General features: G+C 64.5%; 19 protein-coding genes and 1 tRNA gene. 16 read left to right on the top strand and 4 right to left on the bottom strand.

Going from position 1 to position 25,714, the window contains the following annotated elements; genetic code table 11:
* Positions 1–14 precede the first annotated feature (14 nt).
* The 10 genes from tuf (C2U31_RS04580) (at position 15) to rpoC (ending at position 13,453) form a co-directional block, all read left to right on the top strand.
* The gene (tuf, locus tag C2U31_RS04580; protein WP_103271742.1) at positions 15–1,205 is read left to right on the top strand and encodes an elongation factor Tu; all 1,191 of its coding nucleotides are present in this window, start codon (positions 15–17) and stop codon (positions 1,203–1,205) included.
* Between the two features lie 217 nt (positions 1,206–1,422).
* A tRNA-Trp gene (locus C2U31_RS04575) sits at positions 1,423–1,498 on the top strand.
* A gap of 63 nt (positions 1,499–1,561) precedes the next feature.
* Positions 1,562–1,942, top strand: coding sequence for a preprotein translocase subunit SecE (gene secE, locus C2U31_RS04570; RefSeq protein WP_103271755.1), 381 nt, complete (start codon positions 1,562–1,564; stop codon positions 1,940–1,942).
* A 9-nt stretch (positions 1,943–1,951) separates the two neighbouring features.
* Complete coding sequence (nusG, locus tag C2U31_RS04565) at positions 1,952–2,485, top strand: transcription termination/antitermination protein NusG (protein ID WP_006389586.1); 534 nt, start codon at positions 1,952–1,954, stop codon at positions 2,483–2,485.
* Between the two features lie 65 nt (positions 2,486–2,550).
* On the top strand, positions 2,551–2,982 hold the full coding sequence (gene rplK / locus C2U31_RS04560) for a 50S ribosomal protein L11 (protein WP_006389587.1): 432 nt from the start codon (positions 2,551–2,553) through the stop codon (positions 2,980–2,982).
* A 2-nt stretch (positions 2,983–2,984) separates the two neighbouring features.
* Positions 2,985–3,680 carry a 50S ribosomal protein L1 gene (gene rplA, locus C2U31_RS04555; RefSeq protein ID WP_103271754.1) on the top strand — a complete coding sequence of 232 codons (696 nt, stop codon included), beginning with the start codon at positions 2,985–2,987 and terminating at the stop codon, positions 3,678–3,680.
* Between the two features lie 266 nt (positions 3,681–3,946).
* Entirely contained in the window at positions 3,947–4,471 is a 525-nt protein-coding gene (gene rplJ / locus C2U31_RS04550) for a 50S ribosomal protein L10 (RefSeq protein ID WP_103271753.1), read from the top strand.
* Positions 4,472–4,552: 81 nt separating this feature from the next.
* Positions 4,553–4,933 (top strand): 50S ribosomal protein L7/L12, encoded by a 381-nt coding sequence (gene rplL / locus C2U31_RS04545; RefSeq protein WP_006389590.1) that lies wholly within the window; start codon positions 4,553–4,555, stop codon positions 4,931–4,933.
* 163 nt (positions 4,934–5,096) lie between these two features.
* Complete coding sequence (rpoB, locus tag C2U31_RS04540) at positions 5,097–9,209, top strand: DNA-directed RNA polymerase subunit beta (protein ID WP_103271752.1); 4,113 nt, start codon at positions 5,097–5,099, stop codon at positions 9,207–9,209.
* On the top strand, positions 9,209–13,453 hold the full coding sequence (gene rpoC / locus C2U31_RS04535) for a DNA-directed RNA polymerase subunit beta' (protein WP_103271751.1): 4,245 nt from the start codon (positions 9,209–9,211) through the stop codon (positions 13,451–13,453). The genes rpoB and rpoC overlap by 1 nt, the downstream gene beginning before the upstream one ends.
* A 138-nt stretch (positions 13,454–13,591) precedes the next feature.
* Here the strand turns inward: rpoC and C2U31_RS04530 are convergent, their stop codons facing one another.
* Positions 13,592–13,987 carry a TssQ family T6SS-associated lipoprotein gene (locus C2U31_RS04530; protein ID WP_103271750.1) on the bottom strand — a complete coding sequence of 132 codons (396 nt, stop codon included), beginning with the start codon at positions 13,985–13,987 and terminating at the stop codon, positions 13,592–13,594.
* A 159-nt stretch (positions 13,988–14,146) separates the two neighbouring features.
* Here C2U31_RS04530 and C2U31_RS04525 point away from each other — a divergent pair, with 159 nt between their 5' ends.
* A complete protein-coding gene (locus tag C2U31_RS04525; protein ID WP_103271749.1) occupies positions 14,147–15,445 on the top strand; it encodes a serine/threonine protein kinase in 1,299 nt (432 codons plus the stop codon).
* Positions 15,446–15,460: 15 nt separating this feature from the next.
* On the opposite strand, the gene C2U31_RS04520 is transcribed toward C2U31_RS04525, so the two are convergent.
* Genes C2U31_RS04520 through C2U31_RS04510 form a run of 3 tightly spaced genes read right to left on the bottom strand, consistent with a single transcriptional unit; the run spans position 15,461 to position 19,648 of the window.
* Positions 15,461–17,776, bottom strand: coding sequence for a CHASE2 domain-containing protein (locus C2U31_RS04520; protein ID WP_103271748.1), 2,316 nt, complete (start codon positions 17,774–17,776; stop codon positions 15,461–15,463).
* A 13-nt stretch (positions 17,777–17,789) separates the two neighbouring features.
* The gene (locus tag C2U31_RS04515) at positions 17,790–18,896 is read right to left on the bottom strand and encodes a FecR domain-containing protein (RefSeq protein WP_103271747.1); all 1,107 of its coding nucleotides are present in this window, start codon (positions 18,894–18,896) and stop codon (positions 17,790–17,792) included.
* Between the two features lie 38 nt (positions 18,897–18,934).
* A complete protein-coding gene (locus tag C2U31_RS04510) occupies positions 18,935–19,648 on the bottom strand; it encodes a response regulator transcription factor (protein WP_103271746.1) in 714 nt (237 codons plus the stop codon).
* Between the two features lie 268 nt (positions 19,649–19,916).
* Here C2U31_RS04510 and C2U31_RS04505 point away from each other — a divergent pair, with 268 nt between their 5' ends.
* From C2U31_RS04505 to tuf (C2U31_RS04485), 5 genes are all read left to right on the top strand, one after another.
* Positions 19,917–20,618 (top strand): response regulator transcription factor, encoded by a 702-nt coding sequence (locus C2U31_RS04505; protein ID WP_103271745.1) that lies wholly within the window; start codon positions 19,917–19,919, stop codon positions 20,616–20,618.
* A 667-nt stretch (positions 20,619–21,285) separates the two neighbouring features.
* Complete coding sequence (gene rpsL / locus C2U31_RS04500; RefSeq protein ID WP_005017264.1) at positions 21,286–21,663, top strand: 30S ribosomal protein S12; 378 nt, start codon at positions 21,286–21,288, stop codon at positions 21,661–21,663.
* 169 nt (positions 21,664–21,832) lie between these two features.
* Positions 21,833–22,303 (top strand): 30S ribosomal protein S7, encoded by a 471-nt coding sequence (gene rpsG / locus C2U31_RS04495; protein WP_103271744.1) that lies wholly within the window; start codon positions 21,833–21,835, stop codon positions 22,301–22,303.
* A gap of 17 nt (positions 22,304–22,320) precedes the next feature.
* Positions 22,321–24,423, top strand: coding sequence for an elongation factor G (fusA, locus tag C2U31_RS04490; RefSeq protein ID WP_103271743.1), 2,103 nt, complete (start codon positions 22,321–22,323; stop codon positions 24,421–24,423).
* 76 nt (positions 24,424–24,499) lie between these two features.
* Positions 24,500–25,690, top strand: a complete 1,191-nt coding sequence (gene tuf, locus C2U31_RS04485) for an elongation factor Tu (RefSeq protein WP_103271742.1) — start codon at positions 24,500–24,502, stop codon at positions 25,688–25,690.
* The last annotated feature ends 24 nt before the right edge of the window (positions 25,691–25,714 follow it).

Below are 25,714 nucleotides of genomic sequence, written 5' to 3'. Positions count from 1 at the left end.
GTCAGGAGTCAGCCATGGCAAAAGGCAAGTTTGAACGTACCAAGCCGCACGTGAACGTGGGTACGATTGGTCACGTTGACCACGGCAAAACGACGTTGACGGCAGCCATCACGACGGTTCTGTCGACCAAGTTCGGCGGCGAAGCCAAGGGCTACGACCAGATCGATGCAGCTCCTGAAGAAAAGGCACGCGGCATCACCATCAACACCGCGCACGTCGAGTACGAAACGGAATCGCGTCACTACGCGCACGTTGACTGCCCGGGCCACGCCGACTACGTCAAGAACATGATCACGGGCGCCGCCCAGATGGACGGCGCGATCCTGGTCGTGTCGGCCGCTGACGGCCCGATGCCGCAGACCCGCGAGCACATCCTGCTGTCGCGCCAGGTCGGCGTGCCGTACATCATCGTCTTCCTGAACAAGGCTGACATGGTCGACGACGCCGAGCTGCTCGAGCTGGTGGAAATGGAAGTTCGTGAACTGCTGTCCAAGTACGACTTCCCGGGCGACGACACCCCGATCGTCAAGGGTTCGGCCAAGCTGGCGCTGGAAGGCGACAAGGGCGAGCTGGGCGAGCAGGCCATCCTGGCCCTGGCCCAAGCCCTGGACACCTACATCCCGACGCCTGAGCGTGCCGTTGACGGCGCGTTCCTGATGCCGGTGGAAGACGTGTTCTCGATCTCGGGTCGCGGCACCGTGGTGACCGGCCGTATCGAACGCGGCATCATCAAGGTCGGCGAGGAAATCGAAATCGTCGGTATCACCCCGACGGTCAAGACGACCTGCACGGGCGTGGAAATGTTCCGCAAGCTGCTGGACCAAGGTCAAGCCGGCGACAACGTGGGCATCCTGCTGCGCGGCACCAAGCGTGAAGACGTCCAGCGCGGCCAGGTTCTGGCCAAGCCGGGCTCGATCACCCCGCACACGGACTTCACGTCCGAGGTGTACATCCTGTCCAAGGAAGAAGGCGGCCGCCACACCCCGTTCTTCAACGGCTATCGTCCCCAGTTCTACTTCCGCACGACGGACGTGACCGGTACGATCGACCTGCCGGCCGACAAGGAAATGGTTCTGCCGGGCGACAACGTGACGATGACCGTCAAGCTGCTGGCCCCCATCGCCATGGAAGAAGGCCTGCGCTTCGCCATCCGTGAAGGCGGTCGTACCGTCGGCGCCGGCGTCGTCGCCAAGATCCTGAAGTAATTCCAGAAAGGGTGGAGAGGCTTTTCAAGCCCCTCTACCCTTTTTGCTGTAAAAGTAGTATGATTTCGGGTTCCGCAAGTCAACTGTGCGAAAGCACAGCAAAACAAGCGGGGTCTGATCAGAAAGTGATCAGTAGTAGTTCAGTCGTAGCGCCAATGTAGTGCCAACAGCGCCACCGCTAGCTGTGCGAAGCAGTGCCGAGCACGAGTAGTGTTTTAGGGGTATAGCTCAATTGGCAGAGCGTCGGTCTCCAAAACCGAAGGTTGTAGGTTCGATTCCTACTGCCCCTGCCACCGCCAGGATAAACCCGCGGGAGATCATCGCGAGTTACGCATTCAGGCGGCTCGCGTCGCAATATGTCTAATACCAGCGTTGAAACTGTTACCAGTACCGCCGACCGGGTCAAGCTCGGGCTGGCGGTTCTTGTCGTTATTGCTGGCATCGTCGGGTTCTCCGTGCTCAGCGCGCAACCCATGCCTGCACGTATCGGCGTGTTCGTCGGCAGCCTCGTGATCGCTTTCGCGATCGCCTGGTTCAGCGAGCCGGGCCGCCGCACCTTGAGCTTCGCCAGCGAGTCCTACAACGAAGTCAAGCGCGTGTCCTGGCCCACCCGCAAGGAAACGACCCAGATGACGGGCATCGTTTTCGCGTTCGTGGCGATCATGGGCATTTTCATGTGGGTGCTCGACAAGGGCATCGAATGGATTCTCTACGGCCTGTTGCTGGGCTGGAAATAAGGACGGCGAATGAGTAAGCGTTGGTATGTCGTCCATGTGTACTCTGGCATGGAAAAGAGTGTGCACAAGGCCCTGAACGAGCGCATCGAGCGCGCGGGCCTGCAGACGTCTTTCGGCCGTATCCTTGTGCCCTCCGAGGAAGTCGTCGAGGTCAAGGGTGGTCAGAAGTCGATCACCGAGCGCCGCATTTTCCCCGGTTATGTCCTGGTTGAAATGGACCTGACCGACGAAACGTGGCACCTGGTCAAGAATACGAACCGCGTCACCGGCTTTTTGGGTGGCTCGGGCAATCGTCCGACCCCGATTTCCGAGAAGGAAGTCGAAAAGATCCTCTCCCAGATGGAAGAGGGCGTCGAGAAACCGCGTCCCAAGATCCTCTTCGAGGTGGGCGAGATGGTTCGGGTCAAGGAAGGTCCGTTTGCGGACTTCAACGGCAACGTCGAAGAAGTCAACTACGAAAAGAGCAAGGTGCGCGTGTCGGTCACCATTTTTGGTCGCGCCACGCCCGTCGAACTCGATTTCAGCCAGGTCGAAAAGACCTGACATCAACCCCCGGGGAGCCTCGGTCCGTCTGGTCCGGGGCGATATAACCCGCAAGGAGCATAAGCATGGCGAAGAAGATCGTCGGCTTTATCAAGCTGCAAGTGCCGGCTGGTAAGGCTAACCCCTCCCCCCCGATTGGCCCGGCCCTGGGTCAGCGTGGCCTGAACATCATGGAATTCTGCAAGGCGTTCAACGCCAAGACCCAAGGCATGGAGCCGGGTCTGCCGATCCCCGTGGTGATCACCGCCTTCGCGGACAAGAGCTTCACCTTCATCATGAAGACCCCGCCTGCGACGGTCCTCATCAAGAAGGCCGCCGGCGTGCAAAAGGGCTCGTCCAAGCCGCATACCGACAAGGTCGGCACGCTGACCCGCGCCCAGGCTGAAGAAATCGCCAAGGCCAAGGGTCCGGACCTGACCGCCGCCGATCTGGATGCCGCCGTCCGCACGATCGCTGGCAGCGCCCGCAGCATGGGCATCACGGTTGAGGGGATCTAATCATGGCAAAACTGTCCAAGCGCGCCGCCGCTATCGCTCAGAAGATCGACCGCAGCAAGCTGTACCCGGTCGCCGAAGCCCTGGCCCTGGTCAAGGAAACCGCTGTCGCCAAGTTCAATGAATCGATTGACGTGGCCGTGCAGCTCGGCATCGACCCGAAGAAGTCGGACCAACTGGTTCGCGGTTCGGTCGTGCTGCCCGCCGGCACCGGCAAGTCGGTCCGCGTCGCCGTGTTCGCCCAAGGCGACAAGGCTGAAGCCGCCAAGGCCGCTGGCGCCGACATCGTCGGTCTGGACGACCTGGCCGACCAGATCAAGGCCGGTCAAATGGACTTCGACGTGGTCATCGCCTCGCCCGACACGATGCGTGTCGTCGGCGCCCTGGGTCAGATCCTGGGCCCGCGCGGCCTGATGCCGAACCCGAAGGTCGGCACCGTGACCCCGGACGTCGCCACCGCCGTCAAGAACGCCAAGGCTGGCCAGGTGCAGTACCGCACCGACAAGGCCGGCATCATCCACGCCACGATCGGCCGCGCGTCGTTCAACGTGGATCAGCTGCAAACCAACCTGGCCGCTCTGGTCGACGCCCTGCAAAAGGCTCGTCCCGCAGCTGCCAAGGGCATTTACCTGCGCAAGCTGGCCGTCTCGTCCACGATGGGCGGCGGTGCGCGCGTGGAAATCGCCTCGCTGTCGGCCTAAGCCGACGGCTGTAACGTACTTTGGGCCGCATCCGGATCCTTCCGGATGCTGCTGTCAAAGACCGCTGGAGCAGGGTGGTGAACCGGATAGTCCGCAAGGGCCCTCCAACCCGCCTCCCCGCTTAATCCCGGAGCTTGCCTAGTCCGGATCCAGCGTAGACGGCGTCCCCAGGAAGATTTCTTTATTCGAAGAACTCGACCAGGCGCCGCATTCGGTTGACGTGCAAGGCATCTGCCCCAAGCGTCTTTTGATGGAGTGTTCAAACCGTGAGTCTCAATCGTCAAGAGAAAGCGGTGGTGATCGAGGAAGTCTCGGCGGAAGTCGCCAAGGCCCAATCGATCGTTATCGCCGAGTACCGTGGTCTGGACGTCGCCTCTGTCACCGTACTGCGCAAAACTGCGCGTGAATCGGGCGTGTATCTGCGTGTTCTGAAGAACTCGCTGGCCCGTCGTGCTGTTGCCGGCACGGCTTTCGAGCCGTTGTCCGAACAACTGACCGGTCCGCTGATCTATGGCATCAGCGCCGACCCGGTTACGGCGGCCAAGGTCCTCGCAGGTTTCGCGAAAAGCAACGACAAGCTGGTCATCAAGGCGGGCGCTCTGCCCAACAACTTGCTGAACCAAGAAGGCGTGAAGGCCCTGGCCACCATGCCCTCGCGCGAAGAGTTGCTGTCGAAGCTGCTGGGCACCATGCAAGCCCCCATCGCGCAATTCGTGCGTACGCTCAACGAAGTTCCGACCAAGTTCGCCCGTGGCCTCGCCGCCGTGCGCGACCAGAAGGCCGCGGCTTAATTGCCCGTCCTTTCCGGAATTCGCTGAACGACCGAGCGACACCCAAACCCTGGCATTACCCAATATCTGGAGTTCTGAAAAATGGCACTTAACAAAGCTGAAATCCTTGACGCCATCGCTGGCATGACCGTGCTCGAACTGTCCGAGCTGATCAAGGAAATGGAAGAGAAGTTCGGCGTGTCGGCTGCTGCCGCCGCTGTGGCCGTGGCCGCCCCGGCCGCTGGTGGCGCCGCCGCCGCTGCTGAAGAGCAGACCGAGTTCACCGTTGTGCTGGCTGAAGCCGGCGCCAACAAGGTGAGCGTCATCAAGGCCGTGCGCGAGCTGACCGGCCTGGGTCTGAAGGAAGCCAAGGACCTGGTCGACGGCGCTCCGAAGCCCGTCAAGGAAGGCGTTGCCAAGGCTGACGCCGAAGCCGCCAAGAAGAAGCTGGAAGAAGCTGGCGCCAAGGTCGAAGTCAAGTAAGACCTTGCGTCATCTGCCCGGGGACAGCGCAGTTCGCAGTCCCCGGGCTTTTGCGTTTCCAGGAAACCCCTACTGGGGGCAGGCCCTTCGCAGTGGGGTTTCCTGGAGTCGTATCACCTGGGGCCGTGGTTGACGGCCCATGCAACCTCGAGTCGGAGTGCTCATGCCTTACTCGTACACCGAAAAAAAGCGCATCCGCAAAAGCTTCGCCAAGCGTGAAGACGTTCAAAACGTTCCTTTCCTGCTGGCGACTCAGCTTCAATCCTACCTAACTTTCCTGCAGGCGGATACCGCCCCGTCCGAACGCGTAGCCGACGGTTTGCAGGCGGCGTTCACGTCGATTTTCCCGATCGTTAGTCACAACGGTATGGCGCGCTTGGAGTTCGTGAGCTATGTGCTCGGCGAACCGGTGTTCGATGTCAAGGAATGTCAGCAACGTGGCCTGACCTATGCGTCGCCCCTGCGCGCGAAGGTGCGCCTGGTGCTGCTCGACCGCGAGGTCAGCAAGCCCACGGTCAAGGAAGTCAAGGAACAGGAAGTCTACATGGGCGAGATTCCGCTCATGACCGGCACCGGTTCCTTCGTCATCAACGGCACCGAGCGCGTCATCGTGTCGCAGCTGCACCGCTCGCCCGGCGTGTTCTTCGAGCACGACCGCGGCAAGACCCACAGCTCCGGCAAGCTCCTGTTCTCGGCCCGCGTGATTCCTTACCGCGGTTCGTGGCTGGACTTTGAATTCGACCCGAAGGACGTGCTGTTCTTCCGCGTCGACCGTCGCCGCAAGATGCCCGTCACGATCCTGTGCAAGGCCATCGGCATGACGCCGGAAACCATCCTGGCCAACTTCTTCGACTTCGATAATTTCGAGCTGAAGAGCGAAGGCGCGATGATGGAATTCGTGCCCGAGCGCTGGAAGGGCGAAATGGCCCGTTTCGACATCTCGGACCGCTCCGGCAAGGTCATCGTCGAAAAGGACAAGCGCATCAACACCAAGCACCTGCGCGATCTGGCTGCCGGCGGCATCCAGCGCATCTCGGTGCCTGAAGAGTTCCTGTACGGCCGCGTGCTGGCCAAGAACATCGTTGACGCGGACACCGGCGAGGTCATCGCCAACGCCAACGACGAGATCACGGAAAGCGTGCTGGCCGCCCTGCGCGCCGCCAACGTGCACGACATCCAGACGCTCTACACGAACGACCTGGACCGCGGTCCCTACATCTCGCAGACCCTGCGCACCGACGAAACCGCCGACCAGATGGCCGCGCGCGTGGCGATCTACCGCATGATGCGCCCCGGCGAGCCGCCCACCGAGGAAGCCGTCGAGGCCCTATTCCAGCGCCTGTTCTACAGCGAAGAGACGTACGACCTGTCGCGCGTCGGCCGCATGAAGGTCAACAGCCGTCTGGGCCGTGGCGAGGACATCACCGGTCCGATGACGCTGACCAACGAAGACATCCTTGAAACCATCAAGGTGCTGGTCGAGCTGCGTAACGGCCGTGGCCAGATCGATGACATCGATCACCTGGGCAACCGCCGCGTGCGCTGCGTGGGCGAACTGGCCGAGAACCAGTTCCGCGCCGGCCTGGTGCGCGTCGAGCGCGCCGTCAAGGAACGTCTGGGCCAGGCCGAGACCGAAAACCTGATGCCGCACGACCTGATCAACTCCAAGCCGATTTCGGCCGCCATCAAGGAGTTCTTCGGTTCGAGCCAGCTGTCGCAGTTCATGGACCAGACCAACCCGCTGTCGGAAATCACGCACAAGCGTCGCGTTTCCGCACTGGGCCCGGGCGGTCTGACCCGCGAGCGCGCCGGCTTCGAAGTCCGCGACGTGCACCCGACCCACTACGGCCGCGTCTGCCCGATCGAAACGCCGGAAGGCCCGAACATCGGCCTGATCAACTCCATGGCGCTGTACGCTCGCCTGAACGAGTACGGCTTCCTGGAAACGCCTTACCGCAAGATCATCGACGGCAAGGTCAGCGACCAGATCGACTACCTGTCGGCCATCGAGGAAAGCCACTACGTCATCGCGCAGGCCAACGCCGCGCTGGACGAAGACGGCCGTTTCGTCGACGACCTGGTGGCCTGCCGCGAAGCGGGCGAAACCATGCTGACCGCGCCGGCCAACGTGCACTACATGGACGTGGCCCCGTCGCAGATCGTGTCGGTCGCGGCCTCGCTGATTCCGTTCCTGGAGCACGACGACGCGAACCGCGCGCTGATGGGCGCCAACATGCAACGTCAGGCCGTGCCTTGCCTGCGTCCGGAAAAGCCGGTCGTGGGTACGGGCATCGAGCGCACCGTGGCCGTTGACTCGGGCACCACCGTGCAGGCGCTGCGTGGCGGTCTGGTCGACCATGTCGACGCCGAACGCGTGGTTATCCGCGTGAACGACGATGAAAACGTGGCCGGCGAAGTCGGCGTGGACATCTACAACCTGATCAAGTACACGCGTTCCAACCAGAACACGAACATCAACCAGCGTCCCATCGTCAAGCGCGGCGATCGCGTCGCCAAGGGTGACGTGCTGGCCGACGGCGCGTCGACGGACCTGGGCGAACTCGCCCTGGGCCAGAACATGCTGATCGCGTTCATGCCCTGGAACGGCTACAACTTCGAAGACTCGATCCTGATCTCGGAAAAGGTCGTGGCCGATGACCGCTACACCTCGGTGCACATCGAGGAACTGACGGTCGTCGCCCGTGACACCAAGCTCGGACCGGAAGAAATCACGCGCGACATCAGCAACCTGGCCGAAACCCAGCTGAACCGCCTGGACGATTCGGGCATCTGCTACATCGGCGCCGAAGTCAGCGCCGACGACGTGCTGGTCGGCAAGGTCACGCCCAAGGGCGAGACCCAGCTGACGCCGGAAGAAAAGCTGCTGCGCGCCATCTTCGGTGAAAAGGCGTCCGACGTTAAGGACACCTCGCTGCGCGTGCCCTCGGGCATGACCGGCACCGTCATCGACGTGCAGGTGTTCACCCGCGAAGGCATCGTGCGCGACAAGCGCGCCCAGTCCATCATCGACGATGAACTGCGCCGCTACCGCCAGGACCTGAACGACCAGCTGCGCATCGTCGAGAACGACCAGTTCGACCGTATCGAGAAGCTGCTGGTCGGCAAGACCGTCAACGGCGGCCCGCGCAAGCTGGCCAAGGGCGCCACGATCACCAAGGCCTACCTGGCTGATCTGGACCGCTGGCAGTGGTTCGACATCCGCCTGGCCGACGAGCCGCACGCCGTCGTGCTGGAGCAGGCCAAGGAATCGCTGGAGCAGAAGCGCCACCAGTTCGACCTGGCTTTCGAAGAAAAGCGCAAGAAGCTGACGCAAGGCGACGAGCTGCCCCCGGGCGTGCTCAAGATGATCAAGGTCTACCTGGCCGTGAAGCGCCGCCTGCAGCCTGGCGACAAGATGGCCGGCCGTCACGGCAACAAGGGCGTGGTCTCGCGCATCACCCCGGTCGAGGACATGCCGCACATGGCTGACGGCACCCCCGCCGACATCGTTCTGAACCCGCTGGGCGTGCCCTCGCGGATGAACGTGGGCCAGGTGCTGGAAGTGCACTTGGGCTGGGCCGCCAAGGGCGTGGGCCATCGCATCGCCGACATGCTGCGCGACGAGCGCACCGCGCAGGTCAAGAACGTCCGCGCCTACCTGGACAAGGTCTACAACACGACCGGTTCGGGCGCGCGCATCGACGAGCTGACCGACGACGAAGTCATGGAAATGGCGCAGAACCTCAAGAACGGCGTGCCGTTCGCGACGCCCGTGTTCGACGGCGCGACCGAAGAGGAAATCACGACGATGCTCGAGCTGGCCTATCCGGACGACGTCGCCAAGCGCATGCAGCTGACCCCGTCGCGCACGCAGGCCTGGCTGTTCGACGGCCGCACCGGCGAGAAATTCGAGCGCCCGGTGACCGTCGGCTACATGCACTACCTGAAGCTGCACCACTTGGTCGACGACAAAATGCACGCGCGTTCCACGGGTCCGTACTCGCTGGTCACGCAGCAGCCTCTGGGCGGCAAGGCGCAGTTCGGCGGCCAGCGTTTCGGGGAAATGGAAGTGTGGGCGCTGGAAGCGTACGGCGCGTCCTACACCCTGCAGGAAATGCTGACGGTGAAGTCCGACGACATCACCGGCCGCACCAAGGTATACGAAAACATCGTCAAGGGCGATCACGTCATCGACGCCGGCATGCCGGAATCGTTCAACGTGCTGGTCAAGGAAATCCGCTCGTTGGCCCTGGACATGGATTTGGAGCGTAACTAATGAAAGCGCTACTCGACCTCTTTAAGCAAGTCTCGCAAGACGAGCAATTCGATGCCATCAAGATCGGCATCGCCTCGCCGGAGAAGATCCGTTCGTGGTCCTACGGCGAAGTCCGCAAGCCCGAGACGATCAACTACCGCACCTTCAAGCCCGAGCGCGACGGTCTGTTCTGCTCGAAGATCTTCGGCCCGATCAAGGACTACGAGTGCTTGTGCGGCAAGTACAAGCGCCTGAAGCACCGCGGCGTGATCTGCGAGAAGTGCGGCGTTGAAGTGACCGTCGCCAAGGTGCGCCGCGAGCGCATGGGCCACATCGAACTGGCCAGCCCGGTCGCGCACATCTGGTTCCTGAAGAGCCTGCCCTCGCGTCTGGGCATGGTGCTCGACATGACCCTGCGCGACATCGAACGCGTGCTGTACTTCGAAGCCTGGTGCGTGATCGAACCCGGCATGACCCCGCTCAAGCGCGGTCAGATCATGTCCGACGACGACTTCCTCGCCAAGACCGAGGAATACGGTGACGACTTCCGCGCGCTGATGGGCGCCGAAGCCGTGCGCGAACTGCTGCGCACCATCGACATCGACCGCGAAGTGGAAACGCTGCGCGGCGAACTGAAGGCCACCAGCTCGGAAGCCAAGATCAAGAAGATCTCCAAGCGCCTGAAGGTGCTGGAAGGCTTCCAGAAGTCCGGCATCAAGGCCGAGTGGATGGTCATGGAAGTGCTGCCCGTGCTGCCGCCGGACCTGCGTCCGCTGGTGCCGCTGGACGGCGGCCGCTTCGCGACCTCCGACCTGAACGACCTGTACCGCCGCGTCATCAACCGCAACAACCGTCTGAAGCGCCTGCTGGAGCTGAAGGCCCCTGAAATCATCCTGCGCAACGAAAAGCGCATGCTGCAGGAAGCCGTCGACTCGTTGCTGGACAACGGCCGCCGTGGCAAGGCCATGACGGGCGCCAACAAGCGCCAGCTCAAGTCCCTGGCCGACATGATCAAGGGCAAGAGCGGTCGTTTCCGTCAGAACCTGCTGGGCAAGCGCGTCGACTACTCGGGCCGTTCGGTCATCGTGGTGGGTCCGCAGCTCAAGCTGCATCAGTGCGGCCTGCCCAAGCTGATGGCCCTGGAACTGTTCAAGCCGTTCATCTTCAATCGCCTGGAGATGATGGGCCTGGCCACGACCATCAAGGCCGCCAAGAAGCTGGTGGAAAGCCAGGAGCCGGTGGTCTGGGACATCCTGGAAGAAGTCATCCGCGAACACCCGGTCATGCTGAACCGTGCGCCCACGCTGCACCGTTTGGGCATCCAGGCGTTCGAACCGGTCCTGATCGAAGGCAAGGCCATCCAGCTGCACCCGCTGGTTTGCGCGGCGTTCAACGCCGACTTCGACGGTGACCAGATGGCCGTGCACGTGCCGCTGTCGCTGGAAGCCCAGCTCGAAGCGCGCACGCTGATGCTGGCCTCGAACAACGTGCTGTTCCCCGCCAACGGCGAACCGTCGATCGTGCCGTCCCAGGACATCGTGCTGGGTCTGTACTACACGACCCGCGAGCGCATCAACGGCAAGGGCGAAGGCATCTTCTTCACCGACGTCGCTGAAGTGCAGCGCGCCTACGACAACGGCGAAGTGGAACTGCAGACGCGCATCACCGTGCGCCTGAAGGAACACGAGCGCGACGAAGCGGGCGAATGGCAGCCGGTGATCCGCCGTCACGAGACGACGGTCGGCCGCGCGCTGCTGTCCGAGATCCTGCCGAAGGGCCTGCCCTTCACGGTGCTGAACAAGGCGCTGAAGAAAAAGGAAATCTCGCGCCTGATCAACCAGTCGTTCCGCCGTTGCGGCCTGCGCGACACGGTGATCTTCGCCGACAAGCTGATGCAGTCGGGCTTCCGCCTGGCCACGCGCGGCGGCATCTCGATCGCCATGGGCGATATGCTGATCCCGTCGGCCAAGGAAAGCATCCTGGCCGAAGCCAGCCGCGAAGTGAAGGAAATCGACAAGCAGTACTCGTCGGGTCTGGTCACGTCCCAGGAACGCTACAACAACGTGGTGGACATCTGGGGCAAGGCCGGCGACAAGGTCGGCAAGGCGATGATGGAACAGCTGGCCACCGAACCCGTGACCAACCGTCACGGCGAGGAAGTGCGCCAGGAATCGTTCAACTCGATCTACATGATGGCCGACTCGGGCGCCCGTGGTTCGGCCGCCCAGATCCGCCAGCTGGCCGGCATGCGCGGCCTGATGGCCAAGCCGGATGGCTCCATTATCGAGACGCCCATCACGGCGAACTTCCGTGAAGGCCTGAACGTGCTGCAGTACTTCATCTCGACCCACGGCGCGCGTAAGGGTCTGGCTGATACGGCACTGAAGACCGCGAACTCGGGCTACCTGACCCGTCGTCTGGTCGACGTGACGCAGGACCTGGTCATCACCGAAGACGATTGCGGCACCTCGCAAGGCTACGCCATGAAGGCGCTGGTCGAAGGCGGTGAAGTGATCGAGCCGCTGCGCGACCGCATCCTGGGTCGCGTTGCCGCCATCGACATCGTCAACCCGGACACGCAGGAAACGGCCATCGAGGCCGGCACCCTGCTGGACGAAGACATGGTCGACACCATCGACCGCCTGGGCGTGGACGAAGTCAAGGTCCGCACGCCGCTGACCTGCGAAACGCGTCACGGCCTGTGCGCGCACTGCTACGGTCGCGACCTCGGCCGCGGCTCGCCGGTCAACCAGGGCGAAGCGGTTGGCGTCATCGCCGCCCAGTCCATCGGTGAACCGGGCACGCAGCTGACGATGCGTACGTTCCACATCGGCGGCGCGGCGTCGCGTTCGGCCCTGGCCAGCGCGGTGGAAACCAAGTCTGCCGGTACCGTCGGCTTTGCCAGCACGATGCGCTACGTCACCAACGCCAAGGGCGAACGCGTGGCGATCTCGCGCTCGGGCGAACTGGCGATCTTCGACGACAACGGTCGTGAGCGCGAACGCCACAAGATCCCGTACGGCGCGACCGTGCTGGTGGGCGATGGCGAAGCCGTCAAGGCTGGCGCCCGCCTGGCGACCTGGGACCCGCTGACCCGTCCGATCGTGTCGGAATACGGCGGCGCGGTGCGCTTCGAGAACATCGAGGAAGGCGTTACCGTCGCCAAGCAGGTGGACGAAGTCACCGGCCTGTCGACGCTGGTCGTCATCACGCCCAAGACGCGCGGCGGCAAGATCGTCATGCGTCCGCAGATCAAGCTGGTCAACGAGAACGGCGACGACGTCAAGATCGCCGGCACCGATCACTCGGTGAACATCTCGTTCCCGGTGGGCGCGCTGATCACCGTGCGCGACACGCAGCAAGTGGCGGTTGGTGAAGTGCTGGCGCGTATTCCGCAGGAATCGCAGAAGACCCGCGACATTACCGGGGGTCTGCCGCGCGTGGCCGAGCTGTTCGAAGCCCGTTCGCCGAAGGACGCCGGCATGCTGGCCGACGTCACCGGCACGGTCTCGTTCGGCAAGGACACCAAGGGCAAGCAGCGCCTGGTCATCACCGACCTGGAAGGCGTCAGCCACGAGTTCCTGATTCCGAAGGAAAAGCAGGTGCTGGTGCACGACGGCCAGGTGGTGAACAAGGGCGAAATGATCGTGGACGGCCCGGCCGATCCCCACGACATCCTGCGCCTGCAGGGCATCGAGAAGCTGGCGACCTACATCGTCGACGAAGTGCAGGACGTTTACCGTCTGCAGGGCGTGAAGATCAACGACAAGCACATCGAAGTGATTGTTCGTCAGATGCTGCGTCGTGTGAACATCGTCGACGCGGGCGATACCGAGTTCATCCCGGGCGAGCAGGTCGAGCGCTCTGAGCTGCTGAACGAGAACGACCGCGTCGAGGCTGAGGGCAAGCGTCCGGCTTCGTACGACAACGTGCTGCTGGGCATCACCAAGGCCTCGCTGTCGACCGACTCGTTCATCTCGGCCGCTTCGTTCCAGGAAACCACCCGGGTCCTGACCGAGGCCGCCATCATGGGCAAGCGCGACGACCTGCGCGGCTTGAAGGAAAACGTCATCGTCGGCCGTCTGATCCCGGCCGGTACCGGTCTGGCGTACCACCATGCCCGCAGGGACAAGGAAGCGCTGGAGGCCGCGGAACGCGAAGCCGCTCGCCAGCTGGCCAACCCGTTCGAGGACGCGCCGGTCACGGTGGGTTCCGATGCGGACGCCCCTGTCGCCGATCTGGGCGCCGAGGACGCCGCCGAATAAGCGGAGCCTTCGGACAACTCCCCGCGCGCAGTCCGGCGCGGGGAGGCCGGAAACAAGAAAGGCCGCCGATGCGAATCGGCGGCCTTTCTGTTTTTCCGCGCGGGCTTTTGCGCGGACGGGATTCGCGGGGCGCGGGCCTTAGCGTCCGGCCTGCTCCCGGGCGCGCTGGAAGGCCGGTCCCCAGGCCGGGTGGCCTGCTTCATTGGGTGCCAGCTCGAACGAGGGGTCCAGGGCCAGGATGCGGGCGAAGCTGTCCACGCACAGCTGGGTGTAGCGCGTGACGCAATAGCTGAAGGCCTGGAGCTTGTAGGCCTCGACGCGCACCGCCCGGGTGGAGCCGGCCAGCTCGTCCGACTTCGCCACCTGGCGCACCACTTCGCCGTAGTGGCCGGCGGCGTACTGGTCGCGTACTTGTTGCAATTGTTCCAGCGCCTGGGGCGTGGCGGGCGTTTCGGGCAGCGCGCGTTGCATGCCGGCGCAACCGGCAAGCATGGTGACGGCGCCGGCCAGCGCGGCGAAGGAGCGGATTTTCATGGGCATGCGCAGAATTGGTGAGGATTGGCGATGGCGCTATCGTGCCACAGCCTGATGCGGTCGGACATTTTCGGCAATGTCCTTGTGTTGCAGATTCGATAATATTCGGGCTAATAACCGTCATTCCCGGGTACGCACGTCCCGAGCACCGCCTTGAACATGTCATCATCCGCCGGCCTGTTGACGCCGCGTGGCCCTTTTTCCGGCGCCGCGCCATTGGCGTTGCGTCCCCTGAGCGCCATCGCCGCGACCGCGGCGGGAGGCGTGCCGGAGGCGCGCATCAAGCGCCTGCTGTCCGATCTGTTGCCGTCGCTGATGTCCTTGCATGCGCAGGGCGAGATCTGTGGCGACATCTCGCTGGACACCGTCGGCATGGACGAGGGTGCCCGCGCCCACCTCTTGCCTGAGCTGGTGGTGGCCCGCTCGCGCCGCAACTCCCTGCCGCCCGCGCCCGGATTCGCGCCGATCGAACTGTATGCCGACACGGCTCAGTGGCCGCGCGGGCCCTGGACCGACGTGTATGGGCTGTGCGCGGTGATGCACTCGCTGGTCACCGGCCTGCGTCCGCCGCCCGCGCCGGAACGGCGCGTCGACGACCCCTACGAACCCTTGGCCCAGCTGGGCCTGTCCAAGTACAGCCAGGAGTTCCTGCGCGTCATCGACGAGGGCCTGTCCATGCAGCCTGCCGAGCGGCCGCAGTCGCTGGCGGATCTGGCGGGCAGGCTGGGCATGGTGGTCTACGCAGATGCCGTGCCCGCGTCCCCGGGCGCGGCCGGCGCCTCGCAGCAGGCCTCGCCGCCGGTTGGCGGCGCGCATCTGCGCCAGCCGGCTGCGAAGCGCGGCAAGCCGGTATGGATCGGCCTGTTGCTGGCGCTGGTCGTCGTGGGTGGCGCCGTTGGCTGGTTCCAGTCCGGCCGCGCGCCCAATGTGCTGATCACCAGCTCCGAGCTGATGCCGCCGAACCCGCCCATGGTCCGACCGGAGGCGCCGGCGCAGCCGTCCGCGCCGCAAGCCGAGCCGCAAGCCGAGCCGCAAGTGGCGCGCGCCGAGCCGCCCGGGCTGCAGCCTGCGCAGCAGACGATGCCCGTGCTCGTCGCGGAGTTCAAGCCGCCGGCCGTCGCGGATGCCGCGCCGCCTTCAACGGAGGCCCTGATCGGCGCGGCCCGTTCCCTGGACAACAGCGCCTTCCAGGCCGAGCCGGCGGTGCCGGCGCAGCCGCAGGAGGAACCCAAGCCCCGGCCCATCGCGACGCCCGTGACGGTGCGGCTGGACATCAGGCCCTGGGGCGAGGTCTGGGTCAACGGCGTCGCGCGTGGCATCAGTCCGCCGGTGAAGGAGCTGCGCCTGATTCCCGGCAAATATCAGGTGGTGCTGCGCAATGCGGATCTGCCGCCATACCGCGGCACGCTGGAAATCAAGGCGGGCAAGCCCGCGGTGATTTCACACGTCTTCGAATAGCGCGGGGGCGCGTGGCTATTGGCCGTCGTGCTCCGGCGCCATCGGCAGCCGCAGGCTGAAGACCGAGCCCCGGCCCGGTTCACTGCTGACCTCCGCGGTGCCGCCGTGGCGTTGCGCCACCGTGCGCACGAAGGCCAGGCCCAGGCCGGCGCCGCCCACGTCCTTGCGCGTATCGGCGGCCACGCGAGAAAACGGTTCGAACAGGCTGTCCAGGTCCTGCGCGGCGATGCCCCGGCCCTGGTCGCGCACGCTGATGCGCCAATAGCCGTCGTCTTCCTCTATGCCGCAATCGATGCGGGTATCGGCCGGGCTGTACTTGATCGCGTTGTCGATCAGGTTGCACAGCGCCCGCATCAGCAGCGTCTGGTCGCCCAGCGCATAGGCCACGGGCAGGTCAGGCTGCGTCGCCAGCGCGATGTTCTTTTTCTGGGCGGCAGCCCAGAACTCGTCCACGCCATCCTGCAGCAGGCTGCCCAGGTCCAGCTCGACCGGACGGATGGCCATCGATTCCGCACGGGTCAGGTGCACGAAATCGTCCACCAGGTTCAGCGTGCGGCGCGCCAGCATGGCGATACGCCGCAGGGTATCGTCCTGGCTGTCGCGCGCGTCCGCTTCGTGATGCATGTCGATCAACGCCAGGATCGAGCTTTGCGGCGCGCGCATGTCGTGCGACACGAAACGCAGCGTTTCCTCGCGCTGGCGCTCGGCCTGGCGGATGCTGGAGATGTCGGTGAGCGTGGCCACCGTGCCGGCAAATTGGCCTTCCGCCGTGTGGATGGGCGCGCACTTGAGGATCAGGTCGCGTCCCGCGCGATCGCGCACTTCCAGGTCGGCGCTCCAGGGCGAGGATTCGCGTTCCTGTCCGCTCAGCGCGTCGGCCAGGCGCTGGCGCGCGTCGTCATCAGAAATCGTGCGTTCGAGCAGATGCGTGGCGGGATGGCCGACGCGCGGCGGGCGCATGCCCAGCCGCTGGAAATACATCACCGCGGCCTGGTTGCGGAATTGCATGCGGCCCTGTTCGTCGAACACCAGGGTTGCGTCCGGCATGCCGTCCAGGCCGTCCGCCAGGAAGCGCCGCAGGTTGCGCACGCGGGCCAGGGCGCGGCTCAGTTCGCCGACGCGATGCTCGAGCGAGGCGCTGTGGCCGAAAGACTGCGCGCGGGCTTCGTTCAGCACCGGCGGGTACTCGCGCTGCAGACGGCGCAGCTCGTAGTCCATGTAGCGCAGCGCGGCCTCCTGGCTGCGCCAGCTCCACATCGGATAGCTGAGCGCGACGCCCAGCAGCGCCGCGCTGGGGGCGAACCACAGATAGGCCTGCGACAGCAGCAGCAGCGATGCCGCCAGCACGGCGGCCAGCAGCGCGAGGCACACCAGCAGGGCGCGCTTGGGCGAAAGCCGCCACAAGGCCAGGCAGGCCAGCAGCGCCGGCAGCGCGGAGAACAGCGCGTTCAACCAGGGCGGCGGCGCCTGGTAGGCGATATCGTCGCGCGCCGCCTGCAGCACATTGGCCACGATTTCAACGCCCGACATGCCGCTCGTGTCATGGGACACCGGCGTCGGATAGGTGTCGCTCAGGCCGGTGGCCCAGGCGCCGACCAGCACATACTTGCCGCGTAGCGCGTCCGCCGGCAGGTCGCCGCGCAGCACGGACAGATAGGACACGGTGCGGGTATGGGCCGGCGGACCGGAATAGGGGATCAGGATGCCGCCGTCCGGTTGCGCGCGCTTGAGCAGGCGGCCGGCGACGTCGGATTCGCCGCCGATGCGCAGCAGCGTCAGGGCCAGATGGCGCCACCAGTCGCCGTCGTAGTGCACGCGCAGCACGCTTTCGCGCACCACGCCGTCGGCGTCGATGCGCGCGTTGATGAAGCCCAGCCCCGCCGCGGCCTGGGCCAGCGCCGGGATGGGCAGGCTCATGCTGCCCGGGTGGTCGAGTCGGTCCAGCACCACGGGCAGCACCGCGCGGCCGTTGCGGCGCAGGCTGTCGGCGAGAATCGCGTCGTCGTTCGGGTTGATCGTGTCGGGTTCCGCGAAGATCACGTCCAGGCCCACCGCCCGCGCACCCTGCAGGCGGTCGAGCAGGGCGGCATGGATGGCGCGGCGCCAGGGCCAGCGGCCCAGTGCGTCGATGGTGGCGTCATCGATCGCGACGATCAGGATGTCTGGCGATGCCGGGCGCGGCGTCATGACGACCGCGCGGTCATACAGGATCTGGTCGACGCGGCCCAGCCCGTTCAGCGCGCCCAGCAGAGCCGCCAGCGCGATCAGCGCCGCCGCCAGCCACAGTCCTGAGCGCGAGCTGCGGTCCTGCGGGTGGGCGGCGTCGGCCATGGCGCGGGGAAACTCAGTAATCAGTCAGCGTCACGAAGCCGCCCGTGCCGGTGGCCACGCCCAGGCCGAACGCGGTGGACAACTGGCTCATGCCTTCGAAGGTGGCGACGGCATCCTGTCCGTGCAGGCCCAGGTCGTCGACCGCGCGCACCGAGACATAGTAGGTGCCCGCGCCGGGGGCGCGAAAACGGATGTCGTTGCTGGCGAAAAGCGCGGAAGACACGGGCTGCGCGCCATCGGCGTCGCGCGATACGCGCACCAGATAGCTCTTGGCGCCGGGCACCGGCTCGAACGCGCTGGTCCATTGACCGCCGGCGCGCGTCGGCGCGGCCAGCTGCGGAGCCGGCAGCAGTTGGCGCAAACCGGCAACCGTGCCGTCTGCGCCGACCGCCGCGCCGAAGCCGCGGGCCACGGCCACGGGCTTGGCCGGCGTGGCGCCGGGGGCGTGCGGCTGCAGGCGCACGCTGCCTTCCAGGACTTCGCTATGCACGCCGCCGCTGCCGCTTTGCACGCGGAAGCGCGTGCCACGCACGCCCGTGACGGCGACCGGCGTGCGGATTTCGAAACGACCCACGCCCTGGCCCTCCGGGGCCACCGAGGACTCCACGCTGCCGCGCTGCACGCGCACCACCGAGTCGGTCAGGCCGGTGCCTTCGAATTGCCGCATGCGAGACAGTTCCACCGAGCCGTCCGCGGGCAGCGTGAGCTTGGAGCCGTCGGCCAGTTCCAGCGTCACGAAGCCATTGGGCGCGGTGACGACGGTGCTGCCTTCGGGCAGGCTGGCGCCCGGCGCAAGCGTCTTGCCGGCGGCGGAGGCCTGGCCGCTGACGTGCACGACGCGCGCTTCTGCAGGCCGGACCGGAATCATGGACAGCGGGATGTGCAATTCCAGGCCGATCGGCAGCTGTTCGGGCGCGACGATCTTGTTCAGCGACTGCAGCGGATTCCAGTTGGCGGAATTGCGCGTGTACGTGTTGGCGATGTTGATCAGCGTATCGCCGGCGCGCACGCGGTAGATGAAGTCCTCTCCCAGCGAACCCGCGGGCTGGCCATGCGCGACGGCACCCAGCAACAGGCTGGAAAACAGGACAAGCGAAGCAAGGGCGCGGTGGCGGCGCATGGCGGGCGATTCTCCGGATGTGGCATGGGCTGGGGCGTTCACGGCGCGGGCTGGCCGTCGTCCTGGGCGCTGGTCAGCTCCAGGCGGTAACCCAGCGCATAGGACGAGGTCAGGCGCACGCCGTGTTCCGGCCGCAGCTGCAGCTTTTGCCGGATGTTGGACAGGTGCGTGTCCAGCGTGCGCGAGGTGGCCGGAATTTCCCTGTTCCACACGCATTCGGCCAGCACGTCGCGCGACATGAGCCGGCCCAGATTGCGAAAGAACAGCAGCGCGAGCTCGAATTCCTTGGGCGCCAGCGTGACGGCCTTGCCGTTCAGCGCGATGGTGCGGGCGGAGGGCTCGACGCGGTAGTTCGCCACGTCGAACGATTCGTCCGCGGGTTCGGCGATCTGGCTGCGGCGCAGCAGGGCGGCCACCCTGGCCAGCAATTCCAGGGGGCGCAATGGCTTGACGATGTAGTCATCTGCGCCGGCGCGCAGCCCTTCGACCAGGTCGTCCTCGCTGGAGCGGTTGGTCAGGAAAATGACCGGGATGCGCGGGCCGATATTGGCGCGCAGCCAGCGCACCACGTCGTCGCCGTCGATATCGGGCAGGTGCCAGTCCAGCAGTACCAGATCGAAGCTCTCGTTGCGCATGGCCGAGAGCAGGTCGCGGCTCTGCTGATAGCTGCTGCATGTATAGCCAGCAGCCGTCAGAACCTGCTGGATACGGCGTGCTTGGTCCAGGTCGTCTTCCAGCGACGCGATTTTCATAGGCGGCGTTGTGTCTCGCGGAGGGGGCTGCGCACGTACGCGTAGCGGCTTCCTGTTGCGGAGTGGGGAAATTTGTGTAAACGAATGATAACTCGGGCGGCGGATCCCTGACGAAGTCATGCCAACAACCGTCAAACTTTGCAAACTTGACGAATCTTGACTGGAGTTGTTGCGCAACAAGCCGCCACACTGTCTCAACTGCGTCGCCCGCCGCCAGGCATGACAAGCCGGCGGCGATGCGGGACTTGGGGTTGGGGTGGGATGGAAAATGAATCAACTGCGCATACTTATGATGTCGCCGGACGAGCAGGCTCGCACTGCTGCCGTTTCGGCGCTGCTGCAGGCTGGCATTTCGGCCCGCGGCTGTTCGACTTCTCTCGAACTGTTCGGCTTGTTGAATAGCGGCGTCCACGACGCCGTCGTACTCGATGTGGATGCCCTGGGCGAAATTGGCTACGCCCTGATCGCCCGGCTGCATGGCTCTTCGGCGCTGGGCATCATCGTGACCGGCAAGGCGCTTTCGCTGGATGACCGCTTGCGTTGCCTGCAAAGCGGCGCCGACGCCTGCCTGCCCGGCGCGCAGGATCCGCGCGAACTGGCCTGCATGCTGCTGGCGCTGGCGCGCCGCCTGCCCGTGGGACAGCCGGCCGCAGGCGCGGACGGCGCCGCCAGCGGGCAGTGGGAACTGCGCGACCAGGGCTGGACGCTGGTCGCGCCGTCGGGCACCGCCATCTCGCTGTCGGCCAACGAACGCCTGATCGTCCGCTCGCTGCTGGAAGTGGCGGGGAGGGCGGTCGGCCGCAATGAATTGGGCGATGAGCTGCGTGTCGAAGGCGGCGGCGCCCGCTCCAGCGGCTCGCGCAGCATCGACGTGATCGTCAGCCGCCTGCGGCGCAAGGCCGAGCTGGCCGGCGTGATGCTGCCCATCCGTACCGTGTACGGCAGCGGCTACCTGTTCGCCGACCAATAGGGTCCTTCGGCAGCGTGCGTCGCACCGAGCCGTGCCGTGCCGTGCCGGCAATGGCCGGACGCCCCTGGGCGCTGCGCGTTCATGCCGTTCCGCCGGATTGCCGGTTAGCCTTGGATTCTCCGCCCTGCGGTCAGGCCGCAGCCGTGCTCCTTGAGCCTGTCACGGGCGCGCTTCTTGCGCGTAATGCGGCCCCATTTCCGATCAGCTACGCCGAATCGGCTGTCTTCTGCCGCCAACACGCCGCTGCGCTGCGCATATAAAGTTCTTTGACAGTGCAGCGCTTTCCAAGTTATGCTAAAGGGCTTACTGCTTTATTTGCGCGCAGAGCCCGTATGGTTTTCGGGCGCGGAAAAAAGGTGGAAAGGACAGGCATGGCTTGCTTCTTGCAGGTCACCGCAGGGTCAGGAGGTGCGTCACGAGCCGTCCCGCCCCGCAGCCAGGTGTGTGTACAGGCATGCGATGCATGCTCATGTGATACATGCCGTGGCCGCCTCGCTTTCCGCAGTTTCCGGTACTGCGCGTTCCATGGTTTGCTGGCAGGCCCGCTCTTTTACGTATCTGACGTTAGAGGCGGTCTTGCGCGAGCCGCCTTCTCCGAGAGCATATCGCTCGAAGAGACGAGTACGTAAGTACTTACCAGTGGTACGTAAAAGGGATTTCAAAGGTCATGCCTACCATCAGCCAACTCGTGCGCAAGCCGCGCGAAGTCAGCATCATCAAGAGCAAGAGCCCCGCGCTCGAAAACTGCCCGCAACGCCGCGGCGTGTGCACCCGCGTGTACACCACCACCCCCAAGAAGCCGAACTCCGCTCTGCGTAAGGTCGCCAAGGTGCGTCTGACCAACGGTTACGAAGTCATTTCGTACATCGGCGGTGAAGGCCACAACCTGCAAGAGCACTCGGTCGTTCTGGTGCGTGGCGGTCGTGTGAAGGACTTGCCCGGTGTGCGTTATCACATCGTGCGCGGTTCCCTCGACCTGCAAGGCGTCAAGGACCGTAAGCAAGCCCGCTCGAAGTACGGCGCCAAGCGTCCGAAGAAGGCTTAATCGCTGTATCGCAGTACCCCGGCCGCGGATGTTCCGCAGACCGGAAAGTGTGCAGCTGCGCCAGTGGAAGCTGGAATAGTGTGCAGCACGTAAGGGGCCGTCACTGTAATGGGCGGCCATGGCCGTGTAATGAAACACGGTTCAACTGAACAGACACAAGGAAGCAACAATGCCCCGTCGTCGCGAAGTACCCAAGCGCGAGATTCTGCCCGATCCCAAGTTCGGCAGCGTCGAGCTCGCCAAGTTCATGAACGTCGTCATGCTGGACGGCAAGAAGGCCGTCGCCGAGCGCATCGTTTACGGTGCCCTCGAGCAAGTCGCCACCAAGACCGGCAAGGAGCCGATCGAGGTGTTCAGCACGGCGATCAACAACATCAAGCCGATCGTCGAAGTGAAGAGCCGCCGCGTTGGCGGTGCCAACTACCAAGTGCCGGTTGAAGTGCGCCCCGTGCGCCGCCTGGCCCTGGCTATGCGTTGGCTCCGTGAAGCCGCCAAGAAGCGTGGCGAGAAGTCGATGGATCTGCGTCTGGCTGGCGAACTGATCGATGCGTCCGAAGGTCGTGGCGCCGCGATGAAGAAGCGCGAAGACACGCACAAGATGGCCGAAGCCAACAAGGCTTTCAGCCATTTCCGCTGGTAATTTAAGGACTACCCACCATGGCCCGCAAAACCCCGATCGAGCGCTATCGCAACATTGGCATCTCTGCGCACATCGATGCAGGGAAAACCACCACGACCGAACGCATCCTGTTCTACACCGGCGTCAATCACAAGATTGGCGAAGTGCATGATGGCGCAGCCACCATGGACTGGATGGAGCAAGAGCAAGAGCGTGGCATCACCATTACGTCGGCTGCTACGACGGCGTTTTGGCGTGGCATGGCCAAGAACTACCCCGAACACCGCATCAACATCATCGACACCCCGGGACACGTGGACTTCACCATCGAGGTGGAACGTTCCATGCGCGTCCTGGACGGTGCCTGCATGGTCTACTGCGCGGTGGGCGGTGTTCAGCCTCAGTCCGAAACCGTGTGGCGCCAAGCCAACAAGTACGGCGTGCCGCGTCTGGCCTTCGTCAACAAGATGGACCGCACCGGCGCCAACTTCTTCAAGGTCTATGACCAGCTGAAGAACCGCCTGCGCGCCAATCCCGTGCCCATCGTGATCCCGATCGGCGCCGAAGACTCGTTCAAGGGCGTCATCGACCTGGTCAAGATGAAGGCCATCATCTGGGACGAAGCCAGCCAAGGCATCAAGTTCGACTACGAAGACATTCCGGCCGAGCTGCAAGGCGCTGCCGAAGAATGGCGCGAGAAGCTGGTCGAGGCCGCCGCCGAGTCGTCCGAGGAACTGATGAACAAGTACCTCGAGACCGGCGCGCTGGACGAAGCCGAGATCAACACGGCCATCCGTCAACGCACCATCGCCGGCGAAATCCAGCCGATGCTGTGCGGCACCGCCTTCAAAAACAAGGGCGTGCAGCGCATGCTCGACGCCGTCATCGACTACCTGCCGTCGCCCGTGGACATCCCCCCGGTCGAAGGCACCGATGACGACGGCAACGAAGTCAAGCGTCAAGCCGACGACGGCGAGAAGTTCTCCGCCCTGGCGTTCAAGCTGATGACCGACCCGTTCGTGGGTCAGCTGACCTTCGTGCGCGTTTACTCGGGCGTTCTGAAGTCGGGCGACACGGTCTACAACCCGATCAAGGGCAAGAAGGAACGTATCGGCCGCATCCTGCAGATGCACGCGAACAACCGCGAGGAAATCAAGGAAGTTCTGGCCGGCGACATCGCCGCCGTGGTGGGCCTGAAGGACGTGACGACCGGCGAAACGCTGTGCGACGTCGACTCGCACGTCACGCTGGAACGCATGGAATTCCCCGAGCCCGTGATCTCGCAGGCCGTGGAACCCAAGTCCAAGGCTGACCAGGAAAAGATGGGCCTGGCGCTGTCGCGCCTGGCGCAGGAAGATCCGTCGTTCCGCGTGCGCAGCGACGAAGAATCCGGCCAGACCATCATTTCGGGCATGGGCGAGCTGCACCTGGAAATCATCGTCGATCGCATGAAGCGCGAATTCGGCGTGGAAGCCAACGTCGGCAAGCCGCAGGTGGCCTACCGCGAAACGATCCGCAAGACCTGCGACGAAGTCGAAGGCAAGTTCGTCAAGCAGTCGGGCGGTCGCGGCCAGTACGGTCACGTGGTCCTGAAGGTCGAACCTCTGCCCCCGGGTGGCGGCTACGAGTTCGTGGACGCCATCAAGGGTGGCGTGGTGCCGCGCGAGTTCATCCCCGCGGTGGACAAGGGCATCCAGGAAACCCTGCCGTCGGGCATCCTGGCCGGTTACCCGGTCGTGGACGTCAAGGTCACGCTGTTCTTCGGCTCGTACCACGACGTGGACTCGAACGAAAACGCGTTCAAGATGGCCGGCTCGATGGGCTTCAAGGAAGGCATGCGCAAGGCCAGCCCCGTGCTGCTCGAGCCCATGATGGCCGTTGAAGTCGAAACGCCTGAAGACTACGCCGGTACCGTGATGGGCGATCTGTCCTCGCGTCGCGGCATGGTTCAGGGCATGGACGACATGGTTGGCGGCGGCAAGGTCATCAAGGCCGAAGTTCCGCTGGCCGAGATGTTCGGTTACGCCACGAACCTGCGTTCGCTGACGCAAGGTCGTGCCACGTACACGATGGAATTCAAGCATTACTCCGAGGCCCCCAAGAACGTCGCTGACGAAGTCATCGCCGCTCGGGCCAAGTAAATAACCCTCGCCGCGTCCGCCCAAAAGGCGGCGCGGCAAATATCGAAATTTCCTTGAAAGTCAAAGGATAGAGATCATGGCAAAAGGCAAGTTTGAACGTACCAAGCCGCACGTGAACGTCGGCACCATCGGCCACGTTGACCACGGCAAGACCACCCTGACCGCGGCCATCACGACGGTTCTGTCGACCAAGTTCGGCGGCGAAGCCAAGGGCTACGACCAGATCGATGCAGCTCCTGAAGAAAAGGCACGCGGCATCACCATCAACACCGCGCACGTCGAGTACGAAACGGAATCGCGTCACTACGCGCACGTTGACTGCCCGGGCCACGCCGACTACGTCAAGAACATGATCACGGGCGCCGCCCAGATGGACGGCGCGATCCTGGTCGTGTCGGCCGCTGACGGCCCGATGCCGCAGACCCGCGAGCACATCCTGCTGTCGCGCCAGGTCGGCGTGCCGTACATCATCGTCTTCCTGAACAAGGCTGACATGGTCGACGACGCCGAGCTGCTCGAGCTGGTGGAAATGGAAGTTCGTGAACTGCTGTCCAAGTACGACTTCCCGGGCGACGACACCCCGATCGTCAAGGGTTCGGCCAAGCTGGCGCTGGAAGGCGACAAGGGCGAGCTGGGCGAGCAGGCCATCCTGGCCCTGGCCCAAGCCCTGGACACCTACATCCCGACGCCTGAGCGTGCCGTTGACGGCGCGTTCCTGATGCCGGTGGAAGACGTGTTCTCGATCTCGGGTCGCGGCACCGTGGTGACCGGCCGTATCGAACGCGGCATCATCAAGGTCGGCGAGGAAATCGAAATCGTCGGTATCACCCCGACGGTCAAGACGACCTGCACGGGCGTGGAAATGTTCCGCAAGCTGCTGGACCAAGGTCAAGCCGGCGACAACGTGGGCATCCTGCTGCGCGGCACCAAGCGTGAAGACGTCCAGCGCGGCCAGGTTCTGGCCAAGCCGGGCTCGATCACCCCGCACACGGACTTCACGTCCGAGGTGTACATCCTGTCCAAGGAAGAAGGCGGCCGCCACACCCCGTTCTTCAACGGCTATCGTCCCCAGTTCTACTTCCGCACGACGGACGTGACCGGTACGATCGACCTGCCGGCCGACAAGGAAATGGTTCTGCCGGGCGACAACGTGACGATGACCGTCAAGCTGCTGGCCCCCATCGCCATGGAAGAAGGCCTGCGCTTCGCCATCCGTGAAGGCGGTCGTACCGTCGGCGCCGGCGTCGTCGCCAAGATCCTGAAGTAATCGGATCGCAAGCAGCACCTACCC

Origin of the sequence: Achromobacter sp. AONIH1, from assembly GCF_002902905.1 — a bacterium.
Classification (GTDB): domain Bacteria; phylum Pseudomonadota; class Gammaproteobacteria; order Burkholderiales; family Burkholderiaceae_B; genus Achromobacter.
The sequence above is the reverse complement of the archived record's forward strand: the minus strand, read 5'-3'. Positions and strand labels throughout refer to the sequence as shown.